This window comes from Mesorhizobium sp. P2_A8 (assembly GCF_056404935.1).
Genome location: NZ_JBFUDB010000006.1, coordinates 317690 through 344295, shown reverse-complemented (window position 1 = coordinate 344295; position 26606 = coordinate 317690). Strand labels below are relative to the sequence as shown.

The window sequence follows — 26606 nt, the reverse complement described above, 5'->3', positions numbered from 1 at the left end:
TCCCGAAAAACTGCCTTCTTTACGGCTAGTGGTCAATTCCTATTTTAGTGCTGGTCTCTTTTTGAGACCACCTATGCCCTCTCCTCTGACCCTTGCCAGGATTACCATGAGCAAAACTCTTCTCGTCACCGGCGCTTCCGGCCAGCTCGGCCGCGGCGTCATCAACCACCTGCTGGACACCTTCAAGGTCCCAGCGGCGCAGATCATTGCCACCACCCGCACGCCGGACAACCTTGCCGACCTGGCGGCGCGCGGCGTTGTCGTCAGGGCCGCCGACTTCAACGATCCGGCATCGCTTGCCAAGGCCTTCGCGGGCGCCGGCCGGGCGCTCATCATCTCGACAAACGAACTCGAGGTGCAGGGAAAGCGCCGTGAGCAGCAGATCGCAGCCGTCGCCGCGGCCACGCAAGCAGGCGTCGTCCACCTGCTCTACACCTCGATGCCCAATCCCGAACCAGGGTCACCGGTCCATTTCGCCCCCGACCACTACGACACAGAACAGGCGATCAAGGCGAGTGGCATTCCCTATACGATCTTCCGCAACAACTGGTATGACGAGAACCTGTTCATGGCGTTGCCGCAAGTCCTGGCATCGGGCCAATGGTATACGTCGGCAGGCGACGGCGGCATTTCCTATGGTACGCGCGACGATCTCGCCGCGGCGATCGCCGCGGGGCTCGCCTCCGGCACCAACGAGAGCACGACCTACACCCTGACCGGCCCCAAAGCCTATACGACCGCGGAGGTCGCGGCGCTCGTCACCGAAGTCACCGGCAAGCCCATCCAGGTCGTGCAGCTTTCCGACGACGCTCTGACCAAGGGCATGAAGGCAGCCGGCCTGCCTGAGCCCTTCGCCAAACTTCTGGTGTCCTTCGACGCCACCACGCGGGGCGGCGGTCTTGGCATGGTGACGGACGCCGTGGAAAAACTCTCCGGCCGCAAGTCGGTGTCGCTCAAGCAGTTCCTCGAGACCAACAAGGCTGCCCTGGCGGGCTGACGGTCAGTGGTGCCGAGAGCCGGACTCCCGGCTTTCGGCGCTGCTACTTCGCTTTTTTGAGCAGCCCGAGCCGGATCAGGCTTTCGCCGGTGGCCACCAGCGCATCTTCCCGCGACCGCGGTGCCCAGCCGAGCAGGCGCACGGCCCTCGCCTTGGTTGCATTCTTGACCTTGCCCAGTTCCGGCACCAGCTGTGCGGCTTCCGGGTTGAACAGGCCCACGATCCGCACCAGCCAATCGGGAAGCTCCCGCGTCGAGACGCGCGCCCCGGCATCGCCCAGCCGCATTTTCAAAGTCTGCGCGATCTCCCGCACGGTCATGAAATCGCCGGCAACCGCCAGGAATCGCTTGCCCCTGGCGGCAGGATTGGTCATGGCACGCACATGCAGATCCGCCACGTCGCGCACGTCGACAACGCCGAAAGACAGGCGCGGCAGCCCCGGCATGGCACCGTTCAGCATACGCTGGACAAATTCGGTGGAAGTCGAGTGGTCGGGCCCGAGAACCGGTCCGAAGATGCCGACCGGATTGACGACGGCGAGTTCCAGTTTGCCACCCTCCGCGGCAATGAAATCCCAGGCAGCACGTTCGGCCAGGGTCTTCGATTTCACATAGGCGCTGACCTTGCCCGCCGGATCGGTCCAGTTCTCCTCGGTGAAAGGCTGGCCGCCGGGCGGCGGCTTGCCATAGCCGATCGCCGCGAAGGACGAGGTCAGCACGACGCGCTTCACGCTCGCATCCCGCGCCGCCCGCAACACCCGTAGCGCACCCTCGCGGGCCGGGATGATCAGGTCGTCTTCATGTTTCGGCTCGCCGGGCGGAAATGGCGAGGCGACATGAAGCACATAATTGCAACCGGCCACCGCATCCGGCCAGCCGGCATCGGCCATGAGATCTGCCACGGCGAAGGAGAGCGTGCCGCCAGGCTCGGCGCCGCCAGCCTTGAGCATGGCGAGCACGTCGGCCTCGCGCTTGGCCGAGCGCACGGTGGTGCGCACGCGGTAGCCGGCCTTCAGCAGTTCGAGAATACAATGCGCGCCGAGGAAGCCGGAGCCGCCGGTAACAAGCACCCATTCGCCGCTCATTGCGCCTCCTCAGCCAGTCATCGGCAAGAGACCGTCAAATGGCTACCTGCGTACCGATCTCGACCACGCGTCCGGTCGGGATCTGGAAATACTCGGTCGCGTCGGCCGCCGTGCGCGCCAGGCCGATGAACAACCGATCCTGCCACACCGGCATGCCGGAATTGGGCGACGCCTTGAGCGAACGCCGCGACAGGAAGAACGAGGTCGTCATGATGTCGAACTTCCAGCCCTGTTTGCGGCAGATCGCCAGCGCGCGCGGGATGTTGGGCTGCTCCATATAGCCGAAGGTCAGCGTCACCCGCATGAACAGCTCGTTGACCGTCTCCATCTTGACCCGGTCGCTGTCGGGCACCACCGGCTGCGGCGCCGTCACCACCGAAAGGATGACGTTCTGCTCGTGCAGCACCTTGTAGTGCTTCAGACTGTGCATCAGCGCGGTCGGCGCACTCAAGGGATCGCTGGTCAGGAACACGGCGGTGCCGGATACCAGCTGCGGCTTCTTCTTCAACAGGTTGCCGGCGAGAAAATCGAGCGGGATCTCGTTGCGGCGGGTCTTGTCGAACAGATAGCGGCTGCCCCGGACCCAGGTCCACATTGCCAGCACGATTGTGAAGGCCACGGCCAGCGAAGCCCAGCCGCCCTCGAACACCTTGACGATGTTGGAGGCAAAGAAACCGACGTCGATAAAGGCAAACAGCGCCGTCAGCGAGACTGCCAGCCACAGCTGCCATTTCCAGATCCGCGTCATGACGACATAGAGCAGCACCGTCGTCACCAGCATGTTGCCGGTCACCGAAATACCATAGGCCGACGCCAGCTTGCTGGACTCGCCGAAGCCGACCACCAGCATCATCACCACCAACGCCAGCAAGAGGTTGACGCGCGGCATGTAGATCTGGCCGGACTGCTTTTCCGATGTGTGCAGGATTTCCAGGCGCGGCAGCATGTTGAGCTGCACTGCCTGCCTGGTCAGCGAAAAGGCGCCGGAGATGACCGCCTGGCTGGCGATCACCGTCGCAGCCGTTGCCAGCACGACCATCGGGATCAGCGTCCAGCCCTCGTTCATCTCAAAGAACGGGTGACCGACCACGCCATTTTGCGCCAGCACGAATGCGCCCTGTCCGGCATAATTGAGCAACAGGCAGGGAAACACGATCGCCAGCCAGGCGAGCACAATCGGCTTGCGGCCGAAATGGCCGAGATCGGCATAGAGCGCTTCGGCGCCGGTGACGGCGAGGAAGATCGCGCCGATGGTGACGAAAGCGACGTCGGGCGAATTGATCAGAAAGGCGACGATGTAGTGCGGGCTCACAGCCCACAGGATTTCCGGGTCGGCGATGATGTGGTTGAGACCGGAAAGGCCAATGGCCAGGAACCATACTGCGGTCACCGGGCCGAACACCAATCCCACCCCGCCCGTGCCAAAGCGCTGCACCGCGAACACCATGGCGAGGATGACCAGAGTTAGCGGCACCACATAAGGCTGGAAGGTGGGGGTGACGACATTCATGCCCTCGACCGCCGACAGCACCGAAATCGCAGGCGTGATGACAGCGTCACCGAAAAACAGCGAGGCGCCGACGATGCCGATGGCAAGCATCAGCGCCGAGCGCTTCGGGAAACTGCCGCGCGCCAAAGCCATCAGCGACAGCACGCCGCCCTCGCCGCGGTTGTCGGCGCGCAGCACGAACATGATGTATTTGATGGTGACGATGATCGTCAGCGACCAGATGATCAGCGACAGAACGCCGAGAATATCGCCACGCTGGGCGACATTTCCGCCCGACGACGCCACCAGCGCCTCGCGAAAGGCGTAGATCGGGCTGGTGCCGATATCCCCATAGACAACGCCGAGCGCGCCCAGCATCAGAACCTTGGTGCTGTGCTGTTCGACTTCTGAATGGCTCGATTGTTCGACGGGTTCTGCCTCACTACCAGCATTGGCAAGGGCCATGGGCGACACTCCGATAAGCGCGCGGTGCTCTACGCTTGCTGCAATGCAATATCAAGTGCCGTCGCGTGATGGCTGCCATGCTTGCCCTGCGAGGCTGCCATCGCTACCACCCGCAGGCCTTGAGAAATCGCCCCACCGTGCCGGCCATGCCATACTCCAACGCGTCGGCTGTCAACCCATGTCCGATCGAGACCTCCGCCAAGGCGGGAATGCGCCTTGCCAGTGCCGGCAGATTGCTGATCACCAGATCATGCCCGGCATTGACCTGAAGGCCGGCGGCAAGCGCGGCATCGGCGGTTTTTCCCAGTCTTTCCAGCTCCTTGGCCGCTCTGGCGGGATCGGAATGATAGCTGCCGTACGGACCCGTATAGAGCTCTATGCGGTCGGCGCCGGTGTCACGCGCCGCCGTCACGCCTACGGAATCCGCGTCGGAAAACAGCGACACACGGAAGCCCCCCTTCTTCAGACGCTTGACGATCGGTGTCAGGAACGCGGCATCGGCGGCAAAATTCCAGCCGTGGTCCGATGTCGCCTGCGCCGGATCGTCCGGCACCAGCGTCACTTGCTCCGGCTGATGATTTTCCACAAGCACAAGGAAATCCTCAGTCGGATAGCCCTCGATGTTGAATTCCGCGTGCGGGAACTCATCGTCGATCAGCGACCTGATCTCAGGCAGATCGGAGTGTCTTGTGTGCCGCTCGTCTGGGCGCGGATGCACCGTCAGCCCATGCGCCCCGGCTGCGAGTGCAATTCGGCCGAGCCCGGTCACGCTGGGCCACGGCAGGTCACGCCGGTTGCGCAGCATGGCGATGGCATTGAGGTTGACGGAGAGCTTTGCAGGCATGGAGGGCGGCCTCGGAAATCGTTCGACGCGCCACCTATAATGCCTTTGGCGGGAACAGACAGGGGGTTTCGAGTGTTCCAAGCCTGATGAACGATGTCCGTGAAAGGAAGCGCCATGAATTTTCTCGATTCCGTGCCGGCGATCCGTCGTATCGAGACCAGCCGTGACGACCTGCTCGCCATCGATGTTGTCGGGCACATCTCGGCGGCCGATGGCGAAAACCTTTTCGGCTTGATGGAGGCAGCCTATGCCCTTCACCCACGCATCGATGTTCTGGTGCGCCTTGTCGACCACGATGGCGTAGACTGGGCCAATATCGCGGAAGAAACCCTGAAGCAGGGCACCGCCCATGCGATGGAACATGTTGGCCGTTGCGCGGCAATCGGCGAGCCGGACTGGACCGCGGACGCGCGACACGCCCTGCGCGATTCGCCGTCAATCGAATTCAAGCATTTCGAGACCGAGGACGAAGCCGCGGCCTGGCAATGGCTCGGCGTCCAGCCGACCGGGCAGCAACAGGGTCGTGGCTAAAACACGACATTTCCGCGCGAGTGCTTGCTACCTGACGATCGTCAGCCGCTCGGCCGCCCGCGTGATCGCAGTATAGAGCCAGCGCTGGCGGGTTTCCTTGAAGGCCCAGCTTTCATCGAAAAGCACGATCTCGTTCCATTGCGAGCCCTGTGCCTTGTGCACGGTCAGCGCGTAGCCATAGTCGAAATCGTCGAAGCGCTTCTTCTGCTGCCAGGGGATGTCGGCATCCGGATCCTCGAAGGCCGCCTTGAGCAGCTTGATCTTGGCGACGCCGCGATCTGGATCGTCTTCTTCGGGAGAAACCAGCAAATTGATGCCGGGCTTCACTGTCTCGCGCGACGAGGTCATCACCTTCCACAGCGAGCCGTTGAGCAGGCCCTTGGCCGGATCGTTGCGCAGGCAGACCAGCTTGTCGCCGGCCTGCGGATAGTCGGCATTGAAGCCTTTGAGCTCGCGCAGCCGCTGATTGTAGCGCCGGCGCGTGCGGTTGGTGCCGACCAGCACCTGGTCGGCCTTCAGCACCAGATCCTGGGTGACGTCTTCCTTGCCGATCACCTGCGCCGTGCCGTAGTCGCCGCGCATGAATTCGCGGCCCTCGCGCACATCGAGCGCCAGCCGCAGGATCGGGTTGTCGCGCGCCTGCCTGTGGATTTCAGTGAGCAGGAAATCCGGCTCGTGGTCGGTGAAGAAGCCGCCACCCGAGATCGGCGGCAGCTGGCCGGGGTCGCCGAGCACCAGGATCGGCGTGCCGAAGCTCATCAGGTCGCGGCCAAGCTGCTCGTCGACCATCGAGCATTCGTCGATGACGACCAGTTTCGCCCGCGAGATCGGGCTCTGCCGGTTGAGCGAAAAGGTCGGCGACATCGAGGTCTTGCCGGTGACCTCGTCCGATACCGATTCCTCGCCCTTCGGTCGATAGATCAGCGAATGGATGGTGCGGGCATTGACCGCGCCCTTGGAGCGCAGCACTTGCGCCGCCTTGCCGGTGAAGGCGGCGAACTGCACCTGGCCCTCGACATGTTCGGCGAAATAGCGCGCCAGCGTCGTCTTGCCGGTGCCGGCATAACCGAACAGCCGGAACAGCTGCGGCTTTCCGGTCTTCAGCCAGCGGGCAACCGCTTGCAGCGCCTCGTCCTGTTGGGGAGAGAATTCCATCAGCGCGAGAGACCGGATTCGCAAGGGAAAGACAAGATAGCTGCCACCACCATCGACGGGTCGATGGCGCGCCAGTGCCGCCGACGCATCAGGCTATCAGGCGCGAACAAGAACGTAAAGGGAACAGATACCGCGCCACCACAACCTATCCGGTCGGGCCGCCACGACCTATGGTCGGGCTGGGGTCGTTCTCCAGAAGGATCGGCTTGCCGTGCGGGGTAGCATGTGCTGCGCGCTCCCAGGCTTCGGCCATCGCGTCGACATCGGCCTTGGCTGCCAGACCTTTGGAGGCAAGCAGGCCTTCGAGTGCCGCCAGCCAATGTTCGTAATAGTCGTGGCCGTCAGCCGCGGCACCTGGCTTCTTCACCTCGGTCGATAGCGCCTGCGCCCATTCGCTCCACGAAAACAGGCCCTTGCCATGCAGCGCCACCGTCATGGCGAACGCTTCGGCCTGCCATGGCTCGGCAAAGACCGGCGCATCGACGCCCGGTGGCAAATCGGCGGCGAGTTCGTTTGCCTCACGCCGGCTCAAGATAGCTCTCCCAGGCATCGATCGACACGCTCAGCGTCGGGTCGGCGCCCTCGCCCCAGATTTCCGCCCCGTCGAAAACAACGGTGTAGACCCATTGCGGATTCTCGCCCCGGCCATGTGCGTTGCTGTCGGGGAACACGAACCCATCGCGCACGGCCTCGATCGTTCCATGCTTGCCACGTGCATAACGCGGCAGCCGCGTGTGTCCGGTCGGGCTGAAATTTTTGGTCCGCACGGGATCGCCGGCCTTGAACCGAGCCGGTTGCGCCATCGGCCGGTCGCAAGGACCGCCCTTGGCCAGCACACCAGGCACGTTTTCGGCCTTCAGCACCCGCTTGGGTGCCGCTGCCGGATCGACTGCCGTACCTGCCTTGAGATCGCGCTCGGTGACGAACCCGTGGCGCTTGAGCAGCACTTCCAGCGCCTTGATCCAGATCTGATAGTAGCTGGAGGCATAGTAGTCGGCGGGATGCAGCGATTCCCGCGCATGCCGGCTTTCATCGATGTTCCAGGCACCCATGGCGCCGGCGCACAGCGTCACACCGAGCGCCCGCCTTTCCCAAGCGGCATGGAAATACGGCTCGTCCTTTTCGGGTGCGACCGGTCCGAACCCCATCTGCCCGCCGAGGTCCTGCGGCCCGTTCATGCCGGCAGCCTCGCCAGTCCGGTGCCGATCATCGCGTCGCGGCTCACCAGATCGGCCAGCCGCTCCTCGCTCCAGCCCTCGGTGCCGTCGGGCCGCATCGGCACCACGAGATAGCGCAGTTCCGCGGTCGAATCCCAGACGCGGATTTTCTTGGTCGCCGGCAGCGTCAGCCCGAACTCCTCCAGCACACCGCGCGGATCGATGACCGCGCGCGAACGATAAGGAGGCGCCTTGTACCACACCGGAGGCAGGCCGAGCACCGACCACGGATAGCAGGAGCACAGCGTGCAGACGACGAGGTTGTGCGTGTCCTCGGTGTTGAACACCGCCTGCATGTGCTCGCCCTGACGGCCGGTGTAGCTCAGCGATTCGATCGCCGCCGTCGCGTCGCGTTTCAGCCAGTCGGCAAATGCCGGATCGGCCCAGGCCTTGGCCACCACCCTGGCACCGTTGCGTGGGCCGATCCTGGTCTCGTAGGTGTCGACGATGACATCGATCGCGGCCGGATCGATCAGCCCCTTGCGCGTCAGGATGGTTTCCAGCGCGCGGACACGTGCGGCAAACGGATCGAGGTCGTTGTCGTGGTCATGATCGTGTGACATGACCGCAAAATACGTTCCCGATCATGCCGCCGCAAGCACGACGGCTTGGGCCAGACCTATCGCGACCTCGACTTCTATTCGGCGGCCGCCTTTTGCGGCTCGCCCTGCATGTCGTCGCTGGCGTCGAACAGCGACGGCTGGTCCACCGTTTCGACCACGTGCAACTCGGGCTTGCGCTTCGGCATGAGCCCGACCAGCCAGCCCGAGAAATTCTCCATGTAGACATAGATCACCGGCGTGACGAACAGGGTCAGCGCCTGCGAGGCCAGCAGACCACCGACAACGGCAACGCCCAGCGGCTGGCGCAGTTCGGCGCTGGCGCCGGTGCCGAGCGCGATCGGGAATGTGCCCATCAGCGCCGCCAGCGTTGTCATCATGATCGGCCTGAAACGCATCAGGCAGGCCTTGTGGATCGATTCGGTGGCCGACATGCCCTCTCGTCGCAGTTCGAGCGCGACATCGACCATCATGATGCCGTTCTTCTTGACGATGCCGATCAGCATCAGGATGCCGATCACAGCGATCACCGATAGGTCCATCCCGGCGAAGCGCAAGGCAACAACCGCCCCTAGCACAGCCGACGGCAAGCCGGTGAGGATTGTGAGCGGATGGATGAAGCTCTCGTACAGAATGCCGAGCACGATATAGATCGTCAGGATCGCGCCGCCGACCAGCAGGCCCTGGTTGGCCAGTGAGTCCTGGAAGGTCTTGGCGGTGCCGGCAAAGGTGGTCGAGATCGCCGTCGGCATGCCGATCTGCTCTTTGAGCGCGTCGATGCGCGTTACGCTGTCACCCAGCGCCACGCCCTGCGGCAGGTTGTAGGAGATGGTCACGGCCGGAAGCTGGCCGAGCTGGTTGACGGTCAGGGCGCCTGCCGTGCGATCGACCCGGGCGAAGGCACCAAGTGGGACCAGACTGCCGCTCGCCGTCCTCATCTGGATGGCGAGCATCCGCTCGGGCGACCACTCGATCTTGGGATCGAGTTCGGTGATGACTTCGTAGCTGTCGGCCGAACCGAAGATTGTCGAAACCTGGTCGGTGCCGAACCCGCCATAGAGGGCGGAGCGCAGCGTGTCGGTGTCGATGCCGAGCTGGGCGGCCTTGTCGCGATCAATGACCAGCGATGCCTGCAGGGCGTTGTTCTGCAGGTCACTGGTGACGTCGGTGAAGGTCGCATGGTCTGCCGCCATCGCGTCATTCAGTTTTTGCGCCCATGTATCGGTCAGGCCGGTATCGAGGCCCTGAACCACGAGCTGGTAGGCGCTGGCCGACGAGCGCGAACCCAGCCTCAGGTTCTGCACCGGCTGCATGTAGGTCTCGATGCCCGCCACGCCAGCCAGTTGCTTGCGCAGATCCGAAAGCACCTTCTCGATATCGGGACGCTGGTCCTTGCCCTTGAGCTGGACGAAGAGCTGCCCCTGGTTGAGCGCATTGTTGCCGCTGCCCGCCGACCAAGCCACATGGTCGACATAGGGCGAATGCGAGAAGACGCTGGCCACCTGCCCTTGCAGCTTGGCCATGGCATCGAACGAGATGTCCTGGCGCGCGATGGTGGTCACCGATATCTGACCGATATCCTCCTGCGGGAAGAAACCCTTCGGCGAGACCTCGATCAGCCACACCGACGCTGCCGCGGTGCCGACAAACACGAGGAACACCAGGAAGGTATGCCGCAGGCAGAAGCTCAAGATTCGGTCATAGCCGCGTGTGACGAGGTCCTGCTTATGGCCAGGGCCATGCTTGTCGCGATCGGCCTTCGTGACCGACAGCAAACGCGAGCACAGCATCGGGGTCAGCGTCAGCGAGACGAACATCGACGCCAGGATGGCGACCGTGACCACGACGGCGAACTCGTTGAAGATGCGTCCGATGACGCCGCCCATCAAAAGCACGGGGATGAACACCGCCACCAGCGAGATCGAGATCGAGATGATGGTGAAGCCGATTTCGCGCGCACCCTTGAGCGACGCATCGAAGGCCGACAGCCCATCCTCCTCCATATGGCGGAAGATGTTTTCCAGCATGACGATGGCATCGTCGACGACGAGGCCGACGGCCAGCGTCAGTCCCATCAGCGAGATGTTGTCGATGGAAAAGCCGAACAGGAACATCGCGCCGAGCGTGGCGATCAGTGAGATCGGCACCGCCACGGCCGGGATGATGGTCGCCGTCACCCGGCGCAGGAAGACGAAGATCACCATGACCACCAGCGCGATGGTCAACAGCAGTGTGAATTGAACGTCGTCGACGGCCTGCCGGATCGAGCTCGAACGGTCGTTGAGCAGCTTGATCGAGGCGGCCGCCGGCATCTGGTCCTGGAAGGACGGTAGCATCGCCTTGACCTTGTCGACGACGTCGACCGTGTTGGCGTCGGGCTGGCGCTGCACCGCCATGATGATGGCGCGGGTGCCGTCATACCAACTCGCCGTCGTCGTCGTTTCGACCGAATCGACGACGCGGGTCACCTCGCCCAGCCGTACCGGGTGACCGTCTTTGGTGGCGATGATGATGTTGGAGAAGTCGGCGGCGTTCATCAGCTGCGTGTTGGCGGTGATGGTGAGCTGCTGCTTGTTGTTCTGGAGCACGCCGAGCGGCGTGTTGCTATTGGCCGAGGCAACTGCCGTCTGCAGCTGATCGATCGAGATGCCGCGCGCGGCAAGCGCGGTCGGATCGATCTGGATGCGTACGGCGTATTTCTGTTGGCCGTAGATTGAAACCTGCGCGACGCCGTCGATCGTCGACAGCGATGGCGAGATCACGTTCTCGGCGAAGGCGTCGAGATCGGTCAGCGGAACCGTGTCGCTGACCAGCGACATCAAAAGGATCGGCGCATCGGCCGGGTTGACCTTGCGATAGCTCGGCGGCGCCGTCATCTGCGGCGGCAGCGATTTCTGGGTGCGCGCAATCGCGGCCTGCACGTCCGCGGCCGCGGCGTCGATGTCGCGGTTGAGCACGAACTGGATGGCGATCGAGGTCTGGCCGAGCGAGTTGGTGGTCGAGATCGAATCGATGCCGGCGATGGTGGCGAACTGCTTGATCAGCGGCGTCGCCACAGAGGTCGCCATCGTTTCCGGCGAGGCGCCGGCGAGCTGCGCCGACACGTTGACCACCGGAAATTCGGCGCTCGGCAGTGCTGCCACCGGCAGGAACTTGTAGGCGAACAGTCCGCCCAGCACGAGGGCGAACGACATAAGAAGGGTGGCGACGGGCCTGCGGATGCAGAATTCGGAGATCATTGGGCCGCCTCGCCGGCGTTGGTCGCCTCGGCGACCTTGGGCGCGGCAGCACTCGCCGTGGCCTTGCCCTCATGCACGGCAGCACCGTTCTTCAGCCGCGTCTGACCTTCGGTGACGACCTTCTCACCGCTTTTCAGCCCTTGGCTGATGGCGCTGCTCTCACCTTCGGTCAGCGCCACCTCCACCGGCCGCATCTCGACGGTATTGTCCGGCTTGACCACGTAGACGAACGGGCCCTTCTGGCTCGGCTGGACCGCGACGGTGGGAACGGAGGTCATCTGCGGCATGATGCCGGCGTCCAGGATGACGTTCACATACTGGCCCGGCCAAAGCGAAAGATCGGCATTCGGAATGCTTGCCCGCGTGGCGATCGTGCCTGATGCGGTATCGACACTGGAATCGACGAAATCGAGCGTACCCTTGCCGATCGGCGTCGGGTCGCCGTCCTTGGTCAGCGTGACCGCCCCTTGCTGCGGATTGACAAGCGCCTTGTGCAACAGCGCCAGATTGCTTTCCGGCAGATTGAAGTTCACCTGCAGCGGGTCCATCTGGGTGATGGTGACAAGTGGCGTCGCGGTGCTGCTGTTGCCATTGCTGACGGTGACGAGATCACCAACGGCGACGCTGACGGCGCCCAGCCTGCCGGAAATCGGCGCCGTGATCGTGGCAAAGCCGAGCTGGACATTGTCTGCGTCGATCGTCGCCTTGTCTGCATCGACGGTCGCCGCCGCGGCCTTCTGCGCGGCCACTGCCTGGTCATAGGTTTGCTGCGTGCCGGCCTGCTTGGCGACAAGATCCTTGGCGCGAGCAAGATCTGCCGCCGAACTGGCGAGCATCGCCTGGTCCTTGGCCAGCGTCGCCTGATCCTTGGCCAGTTGCGCCTTCAACGCGCGGTCGTCCAGCGAAAACAGAACGTCGCCGGTCTTCACCATCTGCCCGTCCTTGACGTCGATCGATACGATCTGACTGGATACCCGCGCATTGATGCTGACGACGGCCGGCGAGGAGACGAAACCGATCGCATAGCGCCGGATCGGAAAATCTGCCGTCGAAGCGACGGCCGAGAGGATGGATGCCGAGCGCGCCGCATTGGCGCCCTTTTTGTCGGAAGCCGAGGCCGGTTGGTCTGCCGCGGCAGCCTGCTTTTGGCTGATGAGCTGCTGAACCTTGCCCAACGCGTCTGGCGAAAGATAGAGCCAGGCCGCCCCGCCGAGGCAGGCGACGGCAAGCAACGAAAGAACGACTTTTCCACGCATTGTCAAAAGGCCCTCTCCATCCGACACGCCGTGGTCCGATGGTCATATTCAAGCGCAAATCACGGCCCATTGCCGTGGTTTCGCCGAATAGATAGGACACGCCTTTGTCGGAAAAGGGCCAAAACACGGCATTACGAAGATTTAATGTGCACTGCACAATGGCTGTGCAACACGGCCGTCACTCCGAACCGGACGGCGAGTGGCCTAACGCAGCATCGGCCAAAGCGTCGCCGCCAGCAGCACGCCCATGGCGATGTTGAACCATTTCAACCGCACCGGGTCCGACAGAAAACCGCGCAGCGCGGTGCCGAAACCCGCCCACACCGAGACGCTCGGCAAATTGACGACGGTGAAGGCTATCGAGATCAACACCACCGACAGGAACGGACGCTCCGGATTGGTGTAGACGGCCATGGCGGTGATCGCCATCACCCATGCCTTGGGGTTGACCCATTGGAACGCCGCCGCATCGATGAAGCGCATTGGCCGCGCTTTCGTCTCGCCCTTGCCGGTCAGGGTGCGCGACATGGCGATCTTCCAGGCGAGATAGAGCAGATAGGCGCCGCCGGCGACCTTGAGCGCGGTATGCAGCATCGGAAACGCCGTCAGCACGGCGCCAAGGCCAAGGCCCACCGCGACCAGCAGCACCAGGAACCCAATGCTGATGCCCAGCATGTGCGGGACCGTCCTGACGATGCCGAAATTCACCCCCGATGCCAGAAGCATGAGATTGTTCGGCCCGGGCGTGATCGACGTCACGAGGGCGTAGACGAGCAGGGCAAGGAACGCGTCAAGGGACATCGGGACCACAAAGTCAGCAATACTGCCTTAGATAACCAAAGCATCTGGCGCAACAACGATCCGTTGGTCCACCCAGCGGCGCCGGCCGCACCTTGATCATGACTTCAACCCGCCGGAAGCTGAGACGCGATCATCTGCCGTGGGACTGCACCGACAACCGGTTGTTCGCGACAAGCATGGTCTCCCGCTGGCCGCGCAGGCGGCGAGGTCCAGCCGACAAAATCTGACGACTAAAGCAGCCCTACATCCCCTGCGGGCCGCGGTTCAGTGCCGCCACACCGGTGCGGCAGATTTCGACCAGGCCGAGCGGCTTCATGATGGCGATGAACTGGTCTATCTTGGTGCCCTTGCCGGTGATCTCGAAGATGAAATGCTCGGTGTTGGCGTCGATGACGCTGGCGCGGAAAGCGTCCGCCAGCCGCAGCGCCTCGACGCGGGCCTCGCCGGTGCCGGCAACCTTGACCAGCGCCAGTTCCCGCTCCAGCGGCCGCTCCTGGCCGAACTCATGCGAGCGCACGGTCAGGTCGACCACGCGGTGAACCGGCACGATACGCTCGAGCTGATGCTTGATCTGCTCCAGCACATGCGGCGTGCCGCGCGTCACGATGGTGATGCGCGACAAATGCTTCTCGTGCTCGGTCTCGGAGACGGTCAGGCTCTCGATGTTGTAGCCGCGCCCGGAGAACAGCCCGATGACCCGGGCAAGCACGCCCGGCTCGTTGTCGACCAGCACGGAAAGCGTGTGGTTCTCGGGCTTTTCCGTTTCCTTGGCGATGAAGTAGGCGGAGCCGGTCGGTTGTAGCTGTGCGTTCATGACATGAATCTCGATTTCAAACTCTTGATCTAACTCTCTGTATACGCACGGCTTCTTGCGACAGCCCTGCCTTGGCTAGGCTGACTACACCAGTTCCCTGCCCTTGGCGTCGATGGCGTTCGCCACCGCCTCGTCAGTCGCCTCGTCGGGCAGCAGCATCTCGTTATGCGCCTTGCCCGACGGGATCATCGGGAAGCAGTTTGCCAGCGTCGCCACGCGGCAATCGAACAGCACCGGCTTCTTGACCGCGATCATCTCCTTGATCGCGTCGTCCAGCTCGTGCGGCTTCTCGCAGCGTATGCCGTGGCCGCCATAGGCATCGGCCAGCTTGACGAAGTCCGGCATAGCCTCGGTGTAGGAATGCGACAGCCGGTTGCCATGCAGCAGCTGCTGCCACTGGCGCACCATGCCCATATACTGGTTGTTGAGGATGAATATCTTGATCGGCGCGTCGTGCTGCACGGCAGCGCTCATCTCCTGCATCGTCATCTGCACCGAGGCGTCGCCGGCGATGTCGATGACCAGCGCGTCGGGATGCGCGATCTGGACGCCGAGTGCCGCCGGCAGGCCGTAGCCCATCGTGCCCAGCCCGCCAGACGTCATCCAGCGGTTCGGCTTTTCGAAATGATAGTGCTGGGCCGCCCACATCTGGTGCTGGCCGACCTCGGTGGTGATGTAGGTGTCCATGTTCTTGGTCAGTTCGTAGAGCCGCTGGATGGCGTATTGCGGCATGATCACGTCGTTGTTCATCTTGTAGGCGAGCGAGTCGCGCGCACGCCATTTGGCGATCTGCTCCCACCATGGATAGAGCGCCTTCTTGTCGGTCTTGGCGGTCGCCCGCCACAGCCGCACCATATCCTCCAGCACCCGGCCGACATCGCCAATGATCGGCACCTCGGTGTGAACGTTCTTGTTGATCGACGACGGATCGATGTCGATGTGGATCTTCTTCGAATTCGGCGAAAACGCGGTCAGCCGCCCGGTGATGCGGTCGTCGAAACGGGCGCCGATGCAGATCATGACGTCGCAATCATGCATCGCCATATTGGCTTCGTAGGTGCCGTGCATGCCCAGCATGCCCATCCAGTTCTTGCCCGATGCCGGATAGGCGCCGAGCCCCATCAGCGTCGAGGTGATCGGGAAGCCGGTGAGATCGACCAGTTCGCGCAGCAGATGGCTCGCTTCCGAGCCGGAATTGATGACGCCACCGCCCGAATAGATGATCGGCTTCTTGGCGCCAGCCATCAGTTCGACCGCCGCCTTGATCTTCTCCAGGTCGCCCTGGACCTTGGGCTGATAGCTGGTGCGCGGCGCGATCTGCGGCGACACGTAAAAACCCCTGGCGAACTGCACGTCCTTCGGAATGTCGACCACGACCGGACCGGGGCGGCCCGTGGTGGCGACATGAAAGGCCTCGTGGATGGTCGCTGCGAGCTCGTTGACGTCCTTCACCAGCCAGTTGTGCTTGGTGCAGGGGCGCGTGATGCCGACCGTGTCGCACTCCTGAAAAGCGTCGGAACCGATCAGCGAGGTCGGCACCTGTCCGGTCAGGCAGACCAGCGGGATCGAATCCATCAGCGCGTCCTGCAGCGGCGTCACCGCGTTGGTGGCGCCGGGACCGGAGGTCACCAGCATGACACCGGCCTTGCCGGTCGAGCGCGCATAGCCTTCCGCCGCATGGCCGGCGCCCTGCTCGTGGCGCACCAGAATGTGCTCGACCTCATCCTGCTGGAAAATCTCATCGTAGATTGGGAGAACCGCGCCGCCCGGATAGCCGAAGACATGCTTGACGCCATTGTCCTTCAGCGCCTGCACCACCATTTCGGCGCCCGTCATTTCGCGCCGTTCACTTTGTCCGTTGCTCATCGGTCTGGTCCCGTACTGTCCGCCATCTGGCGATTGCTGGTCGTTTAGTCGTGTTTCAGGCAATAAAAAAGGCCCCCGAGGGAGCCTGTGTGTGCGCATGGGGGGTTTTCGCCCGGCGGTTACACCGCCTTGCCCACGCGCTTTCCTACGAGAATGAGTGCCGTTTTCATGGTGGCGGACACTAAGGGCGGGAAAGGCAGCCTGTCAACGGGAAAAATCGCGCCGGCACGCGGAGCGTGCCGGCGCATGTGGTGGTCAGCCCGGCGCCTTGCAGCGGGAAACGCGCGGATCGCATTTCGCCGCCTTCTTGGCCTGCATCGTTGCCGGCGGGTGGTGAGGTGACACTTTCGCCGGACCATGGTGCTGGGACATGCGCATTGCCAGCGCCTGCTGGTGCGGCTTTTGCGGCCCCGCCCCGCGTGCGAGACGCTGGCCAGAAACCGCCTTGAGTGGAGCCGAGTTGGGCGACGACTTCACCACGACACGCCGCCCATTGCCTGCTGTCTTGTTGGCATGGGCCTTGAGCACATCGACTTTCGAGCCATTGCTGGCGACCATCCGCTTGCGGACGCCCGGCGTCGCGACGGCGGGATTGCCCGCTGTCGCAGCACCCTGGGAAATCGCCTTGTTGCCGGTCATTGTCTTCGGCCCATGACCCGAGACGGTCGGCCCGCTCGCGTTGGCGGCCGTCGCGGCAGGCGCTCCATTGCCCGCCAGCTTCTTGATCTCCGCGCCTCTCGACGTATCGAGCCGCGCACTTGCGATCACCCCTTTGCGGGGCGGAGCCAATTTTGCCGCCTTGATCGAGGCTATGACGGGCTTCGGGAATTGTTGCAGCCTGGGTCCGGCATTGATCGCGACGACCTGGTTGCCGAGCCGCACATGTGGCGCGTTGTTGACCACGACGGTCTGGTTGATGATCGTCGTGTTGCGCACGATCACGACATTCTCAGTGGCAGGCCGCACCACTCTGACCAGATCGACCGCACCGATCGCCGCCACCGGCACGAAACACCACCATGCGTCGTCGAAGGCCACGTCGACATCGGGCGGCGCCGGGGCCCAGCCGACATCGTCGCCACCCTGGCGCCAGACCACCCAGGCCGGCGCCCATTGGTCGCCGGCGATCCACACCCAGCCGAAATCGGGATCATAGGCCCAGCGACCGTAGTGGTAGACGACATCGCCGAACGGTTCGGCGGATTCCCAGTACCAGCCGTCGTCGGTCCAGACCCATCGGCCGTCGGTGTAGGGCCGCCACTCGGCACGGACCATCGGAACCCAGACCTCGCCGAAGCGGCTTGAGGTGCGCCATCCGCCATAGCTTGAAAGCCTTTCGCGGATGGTTACGGAAATCTCCGCCGCACGCGCGGACTGGATTCCCGGCAACACCAGCGGGCTAGTCAAGACCGCGCTTAAGGCCATGACCAGAGCCATTGCGGCGACACGTGAGCGCCGGCCGATAGAGAGGAATGAAGACGCTTGCATAACGGGCTCCACAGTTCCGCATCCAGAAAATCCCGGGAACCGCCCTGTTGCCCGCTTTCGCTTCCGGCTTCTCCGATCGGTTGTCCTCAGCCGCGGTGACCGCATTGCGGCATATGACCATCACGTTTGCGCGACCGGCGCGGCATTGCCCCGGCCTGATGACCTTAATTCCAGACAAACCATTGAAACCACTGGAAACTATGGTGGGGCGTGACGAAGTCTGTCATCTCTGTCGATACTTCATCGTCCGGCCGGCGCGTCGGGCGGAGCCACAATGACGATCTGGATTTCACGGGAGGAAAGCTGATGCTCGACAAGGCCCCAAACAAGAAACTGTCCGACCTGCTCGACCAATTCGGCGCCGCCCTGGCCGCCCATGACATCGAGAAAGCGGTCGATTGCTTTCAGGAGGATTGCTACTGGCGCGACCTCGTCACCTTCACCTGGAACATCAAGACCATGGAAGGTCGCGACCAGGTCCGCGACATGCTGAAAAGCCAGTTGTCGAAGACCAGGCCATCCCATTTTGCCATCGCCAAGGGTGAGGATGCGACCGAGAGCGGTGGGCTGATCGACGGGTGGATCAGCTTCGAGACCGAGGTGGCTCGCGGCTTCGGCCATGTCAGGTTGAAGGACGGCAAGATCTGGACGCTGCTGACCACCATGGCCGAGCTGAAGGGCCACGAGGAGCCGGCGGGCTTCGCGCGGCCGATGGGTGCCAAGCATGGCTCGGGCAAGAACCGCCCGACATGGAAGGAGGAGCGCGAGAGGGAAGCCGCCGAACTTGGTTTCAAGACGCAACCCTATACGGTCATCATCGGAGGCGGTCAGGGCGGCATCGCGCTCGGCGCGCGGCTGCGGCAGCTCGGCGTGCCCACGATCATCATCGAGAAGAACGAGCGGGCCGGCGACAGCTGGCGCAAGCGCTACAAGTCGCTCTGCCTGCACGACCCGGTCTGGTACGACCATCTTCCCTATATCGATTTCCCGAAGAACTGGCCGGTCTTCTCGCCCAAGGACAAGATCGGCGACTGGCTGGAAATGTACACCAAGGTGATGGAGCTGAATTACTGGTCCTCGACAGAGGCCAAGAGCGCTTCCTATGACGACAAGACGAAGGAATGGACCGTCATCGTCCACCGCGACGGCAAGGACATCACGCTGAAGCCGAAGCAACTGGTGCTGGCCACGGGACAATCCGGCAAGGCCAATATGCCGAAATTCAAAGGCATGGAAAACTTCAAGGGCGATCAGCATCACTCCTCGAAGCATCCCGGTCCCGATGCCTATGCCGGCAAGAAAGCCGTTGTCGTGGGCTCAAACAATTCCGCCCACGACATAGCCGCGGCACTTTGGGAAGCAGGCGCCGATGTCACCATGGTGCAACGCTCGACCACGCATATCGTCAAGTCCGACACGTTGATGGAAATCGGCCTTGGCGCGCTCTATTCGGAGCAGGCGGTGCAGAACGGCATGACCACGGCCAAGGCCGATCTCGTCTTTGCCTCCCTGCCCTACAAGATTCTGCACGAATTCCAGATCCCTGCTTACGCAGAGATGAAGAAGCGCGATGCAAAATTCTACACGGGTCTCGAGAAGGCCGGCTTCATGCTCGACTGGGGCGATGACGATTCCGGCCTGTTCATGAAGTATCTGCGGCGCGGTTCGGGCTACTACATCGACGTCGGCGCTTCCGACCTGATCATTGATGGTTCGATCAAGCTGAAAAGCGGTGTCGACGTGGCCGAGATCAAGGAGCATTCGGTGCTGCTCAGCGACGGCACCGAGCTGCCCGCCGACGTCATCGTCTATGCTACCGGCTACGGCTCGATGAATGGCTGGGCGGCAGACCTGATCTCCAGGGATGTCGCCGACAAGGTTGGAAAATGCTGGGGCCTCGGATCGAACACCACCAAGGATCCTGGTCCATGGGAGGGTGAATTGCGCAACATGTGGAAGCCGACGCAGCAGGAAGCGTTGTGGTTCCATGGCGGCAATCTGCACCAGTCGCGCCACTATTCGCAGTTCCTGTCGCTGCAACTGAAGGCCAGACAGGCGGGCCTGCCGACGCCGGTCTATGGGCTGCAGCAGGTCCATCACAAGGCATAGTCCGCGGCCCTTGTGCACCCCGCGCGGCGTTTCCGCCGCGCGGGGTCTTCCGTCTCAGGCCATGAGCCGCACGCCCCTCGCCTTGGCCCAACGCTCGATGATCTTGCGCTCTTCCAACGAGTCGAGACGGTTGCCGAAGCCGCGCACCTGCACCGCGCGGTTTTGCGGATCGAGTTCAATCGTCAGCAAACGTTCGATCTTGCCGAGCGCCTTGCGCCGCAACACCCAGGTAGCAGCAAGACACAGAGCGTGCTCGGCATCGGCGGGTTCGAACGAACGGGAAGCGGAGAGCTGGCCGGGCTCGCCGCCGGAAGCGATCGGTGACGAGGCGCGAGCGCTGGCGGCAGGCAGGCGCTCGCGGCAGTCATCCGGCCGGTGTGCGACCACCGCACTCTCGCCGTCGAAGCGGAAACACATGGCTGTCAGGTCCCCGGTGAGTTGCGGTCAGGCGCGATCGCGAAAGTCGCGAACGACCCGCTGCAGCAGCGGCACATACTCGCGAAACGTCCGCGTCTTCATGTTGGCAATCTTGCCGCTCTCATCCCAGATGCGGACCCGGACCGCTTCTTCATGGAAGGGATTCTTGCGAAACTCGGCTACCTCATCGGCGCTCATCGGCCCGCCTTGCAGCGACAGCGTATGCACCGAAGCCTGCGAAAGCTTGCCGAAATAGGTTGGGTCGGTGGCGCAGAGATAGCGCTTGGCCGAGACATGCAGCCTGACGCATTCGACGATGACAGGCGGAAAGAACGGTGCCAGCACCTCGCCGCCGGCTTCGTCATGATGCTTGTCCTCGACATCCTCGGGCGAATAGGTACCGAACTCGCTGGTGTAATGGCCGATGTCGTGCAGCAGGGCCGCCGCCACCAGCTCGTCCGGCGCGCCGTCCTGCTCCGCGAACCACGCGCCCTGCAGCATGTGCTCCGACATGGTGACGGGTTCGCCGAGATAGGATTCCGCCCCCCGGCGCTCGAAAATGTCGGCGATGAACTCGACGATGGTGTCCGCGCTCAAATCCTGGCCGCTCATTCCGCAGCCTCCTTGAAGCCGTGTTCGATCGCGGCGAGCGTCGACAACAGACCGTCCTTGTCGGCGTAGCAGCCCTGCAGCCAGCGCTTGCCGGTGCCGGAAAACGCCTTGCGCGCATGCATGACCCGCGTGTTGTCGACGATGAACGCTTGCCCCGCTTCGAGCTTGAAGGTCACTTCGAAGGATGGATCCTCGATCAGTTCGGCAAACCGGCGATAGGCGGCGTAGTACGCCTCCATGTCGGCGAACGGCACATCGACAGTCGGCGCCAGCGAGCGGTTGTTGAAGCGGATGCAGATCAGCTCGCCATCGGGCCCGAGCTCGATCATCGGCCGCTTCGCCTGCAGCCGCACGCCCGACGAACCGGCATATTCGAAACGAGCCGGGCATGAGCTCAACAGCCGGAAGCCTTCGGCGTTCTCGGCCTGCAGCGCCGCCGCGACGGCAAACCCGTCGACGACACTGGACTCGCCACCCTCCACCGTATTTTCGATACAGGACAGGATCTGCAGCGTCGGCACCGGATCGCGATACGGATTGTCGGTGTGCGCCTGGAGGCCGAGATTGGTGTAGGCGAGATTGCTGGGATTGACCTCGGCGCGCACTTCGAACCAGCGTCCGTAGTTGGTTTCCCTGATGTAGCCGAACAGATCGGACACTTTGCAGAGCGCCCCGGATTCGGCCGGCAGATCGTCCATCACTGCGAAGCCATAGGCTTTCACCGCCGACAGCCATTGCCGCAACACAGCGCGGTCGCGGCTGGCTGCTGAGTACCCGGCGCGCGGTACCGAATTCTGCATCGTGGCCTTTGTCCATCGCACGGTGTCCTCGCCTGTCCATCCTGCTTGGCGCGGCGCATTGCGATCATAGGCATTGGCGCTCAGCCATATCGAGGGAAAGCTCACCGTCTTTCCTTCCGGCACGAAGCTGACCTCAAGGGCATCGCCCTTGATCGACGCCGCACCAATCTTCGTCTCGACGGGAATGTCGAGGATGGTGATCAGCCGCTGGCCGTTGCCGGCGCTGCGCGTCTTGTCGTCCAGCGCGTTGTCGCGCAGCCACATGGCGTGAAAGCGGGTGCGCGTCCCGTCCTTCCACCCAAGTTCGATTGTTCTGCCTTCGTCGCCGATCAGCGCGTGGGTGAGCATGGATATCCGTTCCTGTCCGCTGCGCCTGCGGTCCGATCCGCAGGTGTCGATTGCATGTTGACCGCTCGAAAGGCATAATTCCAATTATCATTTTTTGGCCAATGACCATAAATTTCTGATGCCTCGAACGATCCCCCCACCCTTGCCGCCGCTTGACTGGCTGCGCAGCTTCGAGGCCGCGGCGCGGCTATCGAATTTCACCGCCGCAGCGGCTGAACTCGGCCTGACCCAGGCGGCCGTCAGCCAGCACATCCGGTTACTTGAGGAACGGCTGAAGACGCGCCTGTTCTCCAGGCTGGCGCGCGGTGTCGCGCTGGCGCCGGAAGGTGCTGCCTACCTGCCTCACATCCAGTCGGCCTTTGCCACCATCGGCAACAGCACCGCGGAACTGTTCGAGCCGCGCGCCGTCCAGACCGTGACCGTTCGAGCGCCGATCTCCTTTGCTCTGCTGATGCTGGTCCCGGCTCTGCCCGATCTGGCCAAGGCGCTGCCACGCATCCAGCTCGATTTGGTGACGATCCATCGCCCAACCGACTACGACCTGCCGGGCTCGGTGCTCGACATCCGCTTCGGCAACGGATCCTTTCCCGGCCGCGAAGCCGACAGGCTGACCACCGAGCGGCTCGTTCCTGTGGCGGCCCCCGGCCTGGCGAGCGGCGCCGACTGGACCTCCCTGCCGCTGCTTCTGGTCGCCGGCGCGCGCGAGATGTGGGCGGAATGGTTCGCCGCCTCAGGCTTGGCTGGCCACCCCAGGCGATCGCATCGCTTCGACAGTTTCGTCGCCGCGATGGAAGCGGCGAGCGCCGGCGCCGGCGTGCTGCTGGGCTCACGGCCTTTGGTCGATGCGGCGCTCGACGCCAGCACGCTGGTCAAGCTTTCCGACTTCGAACTTTCCAGCAGTTCGGGCCATTTTCTGACGAGGGCCTCGACCGCGCGGCTGACCAGCGCCGAGCAGGATTTCCGCCAGTGGCTGCTGTCGCGTCTCTCCGGTTCCGCGCCGGCGTGACTGGTTACAGGATTGACCCGATACGCTTCCAGTAGATGAGCGTGCCGGTCAGCCCGCCATGCGGTTTCAAGGCATAGTCCGGTATCTCGCCCGCCAGCGTGAAACCAAGCTTCTCGTAGAGGCCGGAAGCGCCCTCTTCGGTGGCGGTATCCAGAACCAGAAGCGTGCGACCCTGCTGCACGGCGAGGTTCTCGGCCGCCCGCATCAGGCGCGTTCCCACGCCCCTGCCCCGATAATCGACGCGTGTCATCAGCTTGGCGATCTCGGCCCGGTGCGGCTGGTTGGGCGGGCAGTCGAGCAGCAAGCTCACGGTGCCGATCAGAACCTTGCCGTCCCAGGCACCAAGCACCGCCCTTTCCCCTCTTGCCGCCGCAGCCAGCGATTTCTCCCAGAACGCCCTGGCTGCTTCCGGTGCTAGCGGATGCATGAAGCTGACCGATCCTCCGGCCGCTACCGTTGCGACCAGGAGTTCGGCCAGCATGTCCGGCGTCTCAGCTGCCGGGCTCAGGGATCCGATCTCGATCGAGTTCATGTGCACGATGTCCTGTGATTGCGATAGCACGGCGCTGCCGTCAGTCCAGATGGCGCACGCGGCGACGCTTTCGTGCCGCCTTGATGGCGCCGATGCGTTCGGTGTCCTCTTCCCTGAGATGCCGCCCGCGCTCCAGAATCTCGAGCGTATACTCCTCATAGGTCAGGCCCAGCCTTTCGGCCTTGTCCATGCGCAGCAGCATGACCTCGCGGCTTGGCGCCTCCCACGCCTTGGCATGAGCGGCCTGCCAGGCAAGGAAGATGTAGGGATCGCCCTTGCCCCATGGCGGCCCCTTGTACTCATCGAGAGGCGGCCCCCCATTGTGGGAGCGCTTTGGTCGTCTGGCCATCAGTTCAACCCCTGACCAGCGCGACGAGATAGTCGGCGCCCGCTTCCGGGGCGTGAAAGGTGCAGTCCGATGGTGCGCCGAGCGCCAGGCAGTCGCCCGGCTCGAGCCTGTGCACCACGTCGCCCTCCCTGAAGTCCAGCCGCCCCGAAATCAGCCATATCTGCTGCTTGATGAAAGCGTAGGAAGCGGCGGGAAAACTGACCCTGGCGCCCGCCGGCAACTGGACCCTGATCAGTTCCAGCGGCATGTCCGAGGCGGGCGACAGATGCCGCCTGACATAGCCGGTATCGGGATCGCGCCACACCGGTTGATCGGCTTGGCGCAGCAGCCCGCCGCCTTGCAATTCGGCGCGCGCGATGAGCGTCGACAGCGTCAGGCCGAAGGCCGCGGCGATGCGCACCAGAAGCGCCGCCGTCGGGCTGGTCTTGCCGCGTTCGATCGTGCTGAGCATCGCCTTCGACACAGCCGACCGCTCCGCAAGCTCGGCCAGCGACCAGTCCCGCATGATCCTCTCGGCATGGATTCTTCTGCCGATGGTCGAGGAAATATCGTTCGCTATATCATCCATACGTCCAGTATAGCGAAATATCGGCGTGGGAGAAGAGCCGTCTCGCGACAATTTTCACGAGCACCTTAATCGTCTCTACACCATCCGACCTCACCCCGCCTTAACCCCATTCCTGTAGGATCGATGCTCCAGGGGAAATGGGGATTGGCCTGTCCATGTATGTCGAACGCGAAGCCTCCGTTGGAGAACCAACATCGCAGGAGCGTCGCACCGCAGAGCAGAACGACAGGCGCATTCTGGGCAATGTCGTGCAATGCGATGGCGCGCGCGCCACCATCAGCGCCTATGCGGACGATGTTGACGGCGCGGTGACCGGCCTGTGGACGGTCGGCAAGATGATTTCCATCAATCTCGGATCCACGCGAACCGTCGGCCTGGTCTATGGGATCGGCAAGTCGGACCGCGCCTGGAGCAATGAAGGCCAGAACCCGATCGAGGTCAGCATCGAGCTGATCGGCGAAGTCCGCGACGGAGCAGAGCCGGGCGCCAAGCCGATCTTCGATCGCGGCATCACCACCTATCCGCATATCGGCGCCATCGCCCATCGCATCCGCACCCGTGACCTGCAGGCGGTCTATGATCTTGCCGGGCGTCATTCGATCACCATCGGCACACTCTCGCAGGATGAGACGATCGCCGCCAACATCGCCATCGACGACACGCTGGCGCGTCACTTCGCCATTGTCGGTACCACCGGCGTCGGCAAATCCACCGCCGTCTCGCTGCTGCTGCGCAAGTCGATCGCGGCGCGGCCCGACCTGCGCATCCTGATCCTCGATCCGCACAACGAGTTCGCCGCGTCGCTGCCCGAATATTGCGTCAGGGTCGATTCCAAGACGCTCGACCTTCCGTTCTGGATGTTCAGGCTGGAGGAATTCGCCGAGGTGCTATTCCGCGGCCGCGAGACCGTGCCGGAAGAGATCGACGCCTTGCGCGACCTCATCCCCGCAGCCAAGAACCTTTACCGCAATCCGAATTCGGGCAGCTACATCAGGCGCGGCAGCGACGCGCTGACCGCCGATACGCCTGTGCCTTACCGCATTGCCGACCTTATCAAGCAGATCGACGAGCGTATGGGCATGCTCGAAAGCAAGACCGATCGCCCGACGCTGAAATCCCTGAAGACGCGCGTTGAATCGGCCGCTGCCGATCCGCGCTACCGCTTCATGTTCAACTCGCGCCTGATCGAGGACACCATCCACGAGACGATCGGCAACCTCTTCCGCGTGCCGCATCATGGCCGCCCGGTGACCTGCTTCGAGATGGCCGGCATGCCGTCCGAAGTAGTCAATTCCGTCTGTTCGGTGCTGGCGCGCCTGGCCTTCGACCTTGCTTTGTGGAGCGAGGGCAAGCTGCAGCTTCTGTTTTTGTGCGAAGAAGCGCACCGCTATATGCCGGCCGATCCGCGTCTCGGCTTCGCGCCGACCAGGCACGCGCTGTCGCGCATCGCCAAGGAAGGCCGCAAATATGGCTGCTATCTCGGCGTCGTCACCCAGCGCCCGGGTGAGCTCGACCCAACCATCCTGTCGCAATGCTCGACCTTCTTCGCCATGCGGCTTGCCAATGAGCAGGACCAGGCGATCATCCGCTCGGCGATTGCCGACTCCTCTGCCTCGACGCTGGCCTTCCTGTCGTCCATGGGCCAGCGCGAAGCCATTGCCTTTGGCGAAGGCGTGGCGACGACCATGCGGCTGAAGTTCGAAAAACTGTCCTCGGAATTGCTCCCCGGCACGGCCAAGCGCGAAGAGGCCGCATCATCGAAGTCAGGCGACGATATCGATCTGGTGGCGATCGTCGAGCGGCTGCGCAACGTGCCGAAGCCGACACCGCAGGCGATGGCCTTCGCCGAAGTCGTCGATTCCGGCCGCCAGGCCGGCGATCCCGACTACCGCAAGCCGCCGGCCGCCACCCGCGTGCAATCGGATGACGATTTCGACATGCGCTACGGCCTCAAGCCCGCGACCTTCGGCCTGCGCCCGCAAAACGACTAAACCTGCAGCGTTACGTCCTTCTGCCGACAGATTGGGAAGCCGCGTCAAGCGTCCAAGGCGTCTGCTCG

At 63.3% G+C, this 26606-nt stretch carries 24 protein-coding genes; 5 read left to right on the top strand and 19 right to left on the bottom strand.

Going from position 1 to position 26606, the window contains the following annotated elements:
- Positions 1-106: 106 nt before the first annotated feature.
- Positions 107-997: an SDR family oxidoreductase gene (locus tag AC1D10_RS19760; protein ID WP_477274757.1), complete on the top strand. Its 891-nt coding sequence runs from the start codon at positions 107-109 to the stop codon at positions 995-997.
- Between the two features lie 43 nt (positions 998-1040).
- Here AC1D10_RS19760 and AC1D10_RS19755 read toward each other — a convergent pair whose 3' ends face one another.
- The 3 genes from AC1D10_RS19755 to AC1D10_RS19745 form a co-directional block, all read right to left on the bottom strand.
- Positions 1041-2081, bottom strand: a complete 1041-nt coding sequence (locus AC1D10_RS19755) for an SDR family oxidoreductase (protein WP_477274755.1) — start codon at positions 2079-2081, stop codon at positions 1041-1043.
- A 34-nt stretch (positions 2082-2115) separates the two neighbouring features.
- Entirely contained in the window at positions 2116-4035 is a 1920-nt protein-coding gene (locus AC1D10_RS19750; protein WP_477274753.1) for a potassium transporter Kup, read from the bottom strand.
- 103 nt (positions 4036-4138) lie between these two features.
- Positions 4139-4879: a pyridoxine 5'-phosphate synthase gene (locus tag AC1D10_RS19745; RefSeq protein WP_477274751.1), complete on the bottom strand. Its 741-nt coding sequence runs from the start codon at positions 4877-4879 to the stop codon at positions 4139-4141.
- Between the two features lie 114 nt (positions 4880-4993).
- Here AC1D10_RS19745 and AC1D10_RS19740 point away from each other — a divergent pair, with 114 nt between their 5' ends.
- The gene (locus AC1D10_RS19740; protein WP_477274749.1) at positions 4994-5410 is read left to right on the top strand and encodes a SpoIIAA family protein; all 417 of its coding nucleotides are present in this window, start codon (positions 4994-4996) and stop codon (positions 5408-5410) included.
- Between the two features lie 27 nt (positions 5411-5437).
- Here the strand turns inward: AC1D10_RS19740 and AC1D10_RS19735 are convergent, their stop codons facing one another.
- The 10 genes from AC1D10_RS19735 to AC1D10_RS19690 all read right to left on the bottom strand — a co-directional run bounded on the left by AC1D10_RS19735 (position 5438) and on the right by AC1D10_RS19690 (position 17725).
- Positions 5438-6565: an ATP-dependent DNA helicase gene (locus AC1D10_RS19735; RefSeq protein ID WP_477274747.1), complete on the bottom strand. Its 1128-nt coding sequence runs from the start codon at positions 6563-6565 to the stop codon at positions 5438-5440.
- Between the two features lie 145 nt (positions 6566-6710).
- Entirely contained in the window at positions 6711-7097 is a 387-nt protein-coding gene (locus AC1D10_RS19730) for a nitrile hydratase accessory protein (protein WP_477274745.1), read from the bottom strand.
- Positions 7084-7743, bottom strand: a complete 660-nt coding sequence (gene nthB / locus AC1D10_RS19725) for a nitrile hydratase subunit beta (protein ID WP_477274743.1) — start codon at positions 7741-7743, stop codon at positions 7084-7086. Before nthB ends, AC1D10_RS19730 begins: the two co-directional genes overlap by 14 nt.
- Positions 7740-8345 (bottom strand): nitrile hydratase subunit alpha, encoded by a 606-nt coding sequence (gene nthA / locus AC1D10_RS19720; RefSeq protein WP_477274741.1) that lies wholly within the window; start codon positions 8343-8345, stop codon positions 7740-7742. Before nthA ends, nthB begins: the two co-directional genes overlap by 4 nt.
- Positions 8346-8419: 74 nt before the next feature.
- The gene (locus AC1D10_RS19715) at positions 8420-11581 is read right to left on the bottom strand and encodes an efflux RND transporter permease subunit (RefSeq protein ID WP_477274739.1); all 3162 of its coding nucleotides are present in this window, start codon (positions 11579-11581) and stop codon (positions 8420-8422) included.
- Positions 11578-12837 carry an efflux RND transporter periplasmic adaptor subunit gene (locus tag AC1D10_RS19710; RefSeq protein ID WP_477274737.1) on the bottom strand — a complete coding sequence of 420 codons (1260 nt, stop codon included), beginning with the start codon at positions 12835-12837 and terminating at the stop codon, positions 11578-11580. Before AC1D10_RS19710 ends, AC1D10_RS19715 begins: the two co-directional genes overlap by 4 nt.
- A 204-nt stretch (positions 12838-13041) precedes the next feature.
- Complete coding sequence (locus tag AC1D10_RS19705; protein ID WP_477274735.1) at positions 13042-13638, bottom strand: LysE family translocator; 597 nt, start codon at positions 13636-13638, stop codon at positions 13042-13044.
- Positions 13639-13879: 241 nt separating this feature from the next.
- Positions 13880-14452, bottom strand: a complete 573-nt coding sequence (ilvN, locus tag AC1D10_RS19700) for an acetolactate synthase small subunit (protein WP_379096145.1) — start codon at positions 14450-14452, stop codon at positions 13880-13882.
- A gap of 84 nt (positions 14453-14536) precedes the next feature.
- Positions 14537-16318: an acetolactate synthase 3 large subunit gene (locus tag AC1D10_RS19695; protein WP_477274733.1), complete on the bottom strand. Its 1782-nt coding sequence runs from the start codon at positions 16316-16318 to the stop codon at positions 14537-14539.
- A gap of 255 nt (positions 16319-16573) precedes the next feature.
- On the bottom strand, positions 16574-17725 hold the full coding sequence (locus AC1D10_RS19690; protein ID WP_477274731.1) for a DUF6600 domain-containing protein: 1152 nt from the start codon (positions 17723-17725) through the stop codon (positions 16574-16576).
- Positions 17726-18112: 387 nt separating this feature from the next.
- On the opposite strand from AC1D10_RS19690, the gene AC1D10_RS19685 reads away from it, so the two are divergent.
- Positions 18113-19915 (top strand): NAD(P)/FAD-dependent oxidoreductase, encoded by a 1803-nt coding sequence (locus tag AC1D10_RS19685; RefSeq protein ID WP_477274729.1) that lies wholly within the window; start codon positions 18113-18115, stop codon positions 19913-19915.
- A gap of 54 nt (positions 19916-19969) precedes the next feature.
- On the opposite strand, the gene AC1D10_RS19680 is transcribed toward AC1D10_RS19685, so the two are convergent.
- Genes AC1D10_RS19680 through tmpA form a run of 3 tightly spaced genes read right to left on the bottom strand, consistent with a single transcriptional unit; the run spans position 19970 to position 22092 of the window.
- Positions 19970-20332, bottom strand: a complete 363-nt coding sequence (locus tag AC1D10_RS19680; protein ID WP_477274727.1) for a hypothetical protein — start codon at positions 20330-20332, stop codon at positions 19970-19972.
- 27 nt (positions 20333-20359) lie between these two features.
- Complete coding sequence (gene tmpB / locus AC1D10_RS19675; RefSeq protein WP_477274725.1) at positions 20360-20944, bottom strand: (R)-1-hydroxy-2-trimethylaminoethylphosphonate oxygenase; 585 nt, start codon at positions 20942-20944, stop codon at positions 20360-20362.
- Positions 20941-22092, bottom strand: coding sequence for a 2-trimethylaminoethylphosphonate dioxygenase (tmpA, locus tag AC1D10_RS19670; protein ID WP_477274723.1), 1152 nt, complete (start codon positions 22090-22092; stop codon positions 20941-20943). Before tmpA ends, tmpB begins: the two co-directional genes overlap by 4 nt.
- Before the next feature lie 118 nt (positions 22093-22210).
- Here tmpA and AC1D10_RS19665 point away from each other — a divergent pair, with 118 nt between their 5' ends.
- Positions 22211-23098: a LysR family transcriptional regulator gene (locus AC1D10_RS19665; RefSeq protein ID WP_477274721.1), complete on the top strand. Its 888-nt coding sequence runs from the start codon at positions 22211-22213 to the stop codon at positions 23096-23098.
- A gap of 4 nt (positions 23099-23102) precedes the next feature.
- On the opposite strand, the gene AC1D10_RS19660 is transcribed toward AC1D10_RS19665, so the two are convergent.
- Genes AC1D10_RS19660 through AC1D10_RS19650 form a run of 3 tightly spaced genes read right to left on the bottom strand, consistent with a single transcriptional unit; the run spans position 23103 to position 24547 of the window.
- A complete protein-coding gene (locus AC1D10_RS19660; RefSeq protein WP_477274719.1) occupies positions 23103-23630 on the bottom strand; it encodes a GNAT family N-acetyltransferase in 528 nt (175 codons plus the stop codon).
- Positions 23631-23670: 40 nt separating this feature from the next.
- Positions 23671-23979, bottom strand: a complete 309-nt coding sequence (locus tag AC1D10_RS19655; RefSeq protein ID WP_477274717.1) for a hypothetical protein — start codon at positions 23977-23979, stop codon at positions 23671-23673.
- 4 nt (positions 23980-23983) lie between these two features.
- On the bottom strand, positions 23984-24547 hold the full coding sequence (locus tag AC1D10_RS19650; RefSeq protein WP_477274715.1) for a helix-turn-helix domain-containing protein: 564 nt from the start codon (positions 24545-24547) through the stop codon (positions 23984-23986).
- A gap of 155 nt (positions 24548-24702) precedes the next feature.
- Here AC1D10_RS19650 and AC1D10_RS19645 point away from each other — a divergent pair, with 155 nt between their 5' ends.
- The gene (locus AC1D10_RS19645; RefSeq protein ID WP_477274713.1) at positions 24703-26538 is read left to right on the top strand and encodes an ATP-binding protein; all 1836 of its coding nucleotides are present in this window, start codon (positions 24703-24705) and stop codon (positions 26536-26538) included.
- The last annotated feature ends 68 nt before the right edge of the window (positions 26539-26606 follow it).

Bases quoted from the DNA above. Each gene is read 5' to 3' on its own strand.
- AC1D10_RS19705 (WP_477274735.1), bottom strand. From the start codon at position 13,638: ATGTCCCTTGACGCGTTCCTTGCCCTGCTCGTCTACGCCCTCGTGACG.
- AC1D10_RS19745 (WP_477274751.1), bottom strand. From the start codon at position 4,879: ATGCCTGCAAAGCTCTCCGTCAACCTCAATGCCATCGCCATGCTGCGC.
- AC1D10_RS19750 (WP_477274753.1), bottom strand. From the start codon at position 4,035: ATGGCCCTTGCCAATGCTGGTAGTGAGGCAGAACCCGTCGAACAATCG.
- AC1D10_RS19695 (WP_477274733.1), bottom strand. From the start codon at position 16,318: ATGAGCAACGGACAAAGTGAACGGCGCGAAATGACGGGCGCCGAAATG.
- ilvN (WP_379096145.1), bottom strand. From the start codon at position 14,452: ATGAACGCACAGCTACAACCGACCGGCTCCGCCTACTTCATCGCCAAG.
- AC1D10_RS19660 (WP_477274719.1), bottom strand. From the start codon at position 23,630: ATGAACTCGATCGAGATCGGATCCCTGAGCCCGGCAGCTGAGACGCCG.
- AC1D10_RS19685 (WP_477274729.1), top strand. From the start codon at position 18,113: ATGCTCGACAAGGCCCCAAACAAGAAACTGTCCGACCTGCTCGACCAA.
- AC1D10_RS19755 (WP_477274755.1), bottom strand. From the start codon at position 2,081: ATGAGCGGCGAATGGGTGCTTGTTACCGGCGGCTCCGGCTTCCTCGGC.
- AC1D10_RS19760 (WP_477274757.1), top strand. From the start codon at position 107: ATGAGCAAAACTCTTCTCGTCACCGGCGCTTCCGGCCAGCTCGGCCGC.
- tmpB (WP_477274725.1), bottom strand. From the start codon at position 20,944: ATGAGCGGCCAGGATTTGAGCGCGGACACCATCGTCGAGTTCATCGCC.
- AC1D10_RS19740 (WP_477274749.1), top strand. From the start codon at position 4,994: ATGAATTTTCTCGATTCCGTGCCGGCGATCCGTCGTATCGAGACCAGC.
- AC1D10_RS19650 (WP_477274715.1), bottom strand. From the start codon at position 24,547: ATGGATGATATAGCGAACGATATTTCCTCGACCATCGGCAGAAGAATC.
- AC1D10_RS19715 (WP_477274739.1), bottom strand. From the start codon at position 11,581: ATGATCTCCGAATTCTGCATCCGCAGGCCCGTCGCCACCCTTCTTATG.
- nthA (WP_477274741.1), bottom strand. From the start codon at position 8,345: ATGTCACACGATCATGACCACGACAACGACCTCGATCCGTTTGCCGCA.
- AC1D10_RS19735 (WP_477274747.1), bottom strand. From the start codon at position 6,565: ATGGAATTCTCTCCCCAACAGGACGAGGCGCTGCAAGCGGTTGCCCGC.
- AC1D10_RS19680 (WP_477274727.1), bottom strand. From the start codon at position 20,332: ATGTGTTTCCGCTTCGACGGCGAGAGTGCGGTGGTCGCACACCGGCCG.
- AC1D10_RS19710 (WP_477274737.1), bottom strand. From the start codon at position 12,837: ATGCGTGGAAAAGTCGTTCTTTCGTTGCTTGCCGTCGCCTGCCTCGGC.
- AC1D10_RS19645 (WP_477274713.1), top strand. From the start codon at position 24,703: ATGTATGTCGAACGCGAAGCCTCCGTTGGAGAACCAACATCGCAGGAG.
- AC1D10_RS19655 (WP_477274717.1), bottom strand. From the start codon at position 23,979: ATGGCCAGACGACCAAAGCGCTCCCACAATGGGGGGCCGCCTCTCGAT.
- tmpA (WP_477274723.1), bottom strand. From the start codon at position 22,092: ATGCTCACCCACGCGCTGATCGGCGACGAAGGCAGAACAATCGAACTT.
- nthB (WP_477274743.1), bottom strand. From the start codon at position 7,743: ATGAACGGGCCGCAGGACCTCGGCGGGCAGATGGGGTTCGGACCGGTC.
- AC1D10_RS19665 (WP_477274721.1), top strand. From the start codon at position 22,211: ATGCCTCGAACGATCCCCCCACCCTTGCCGCCGCTTGACTGGCTGCGC.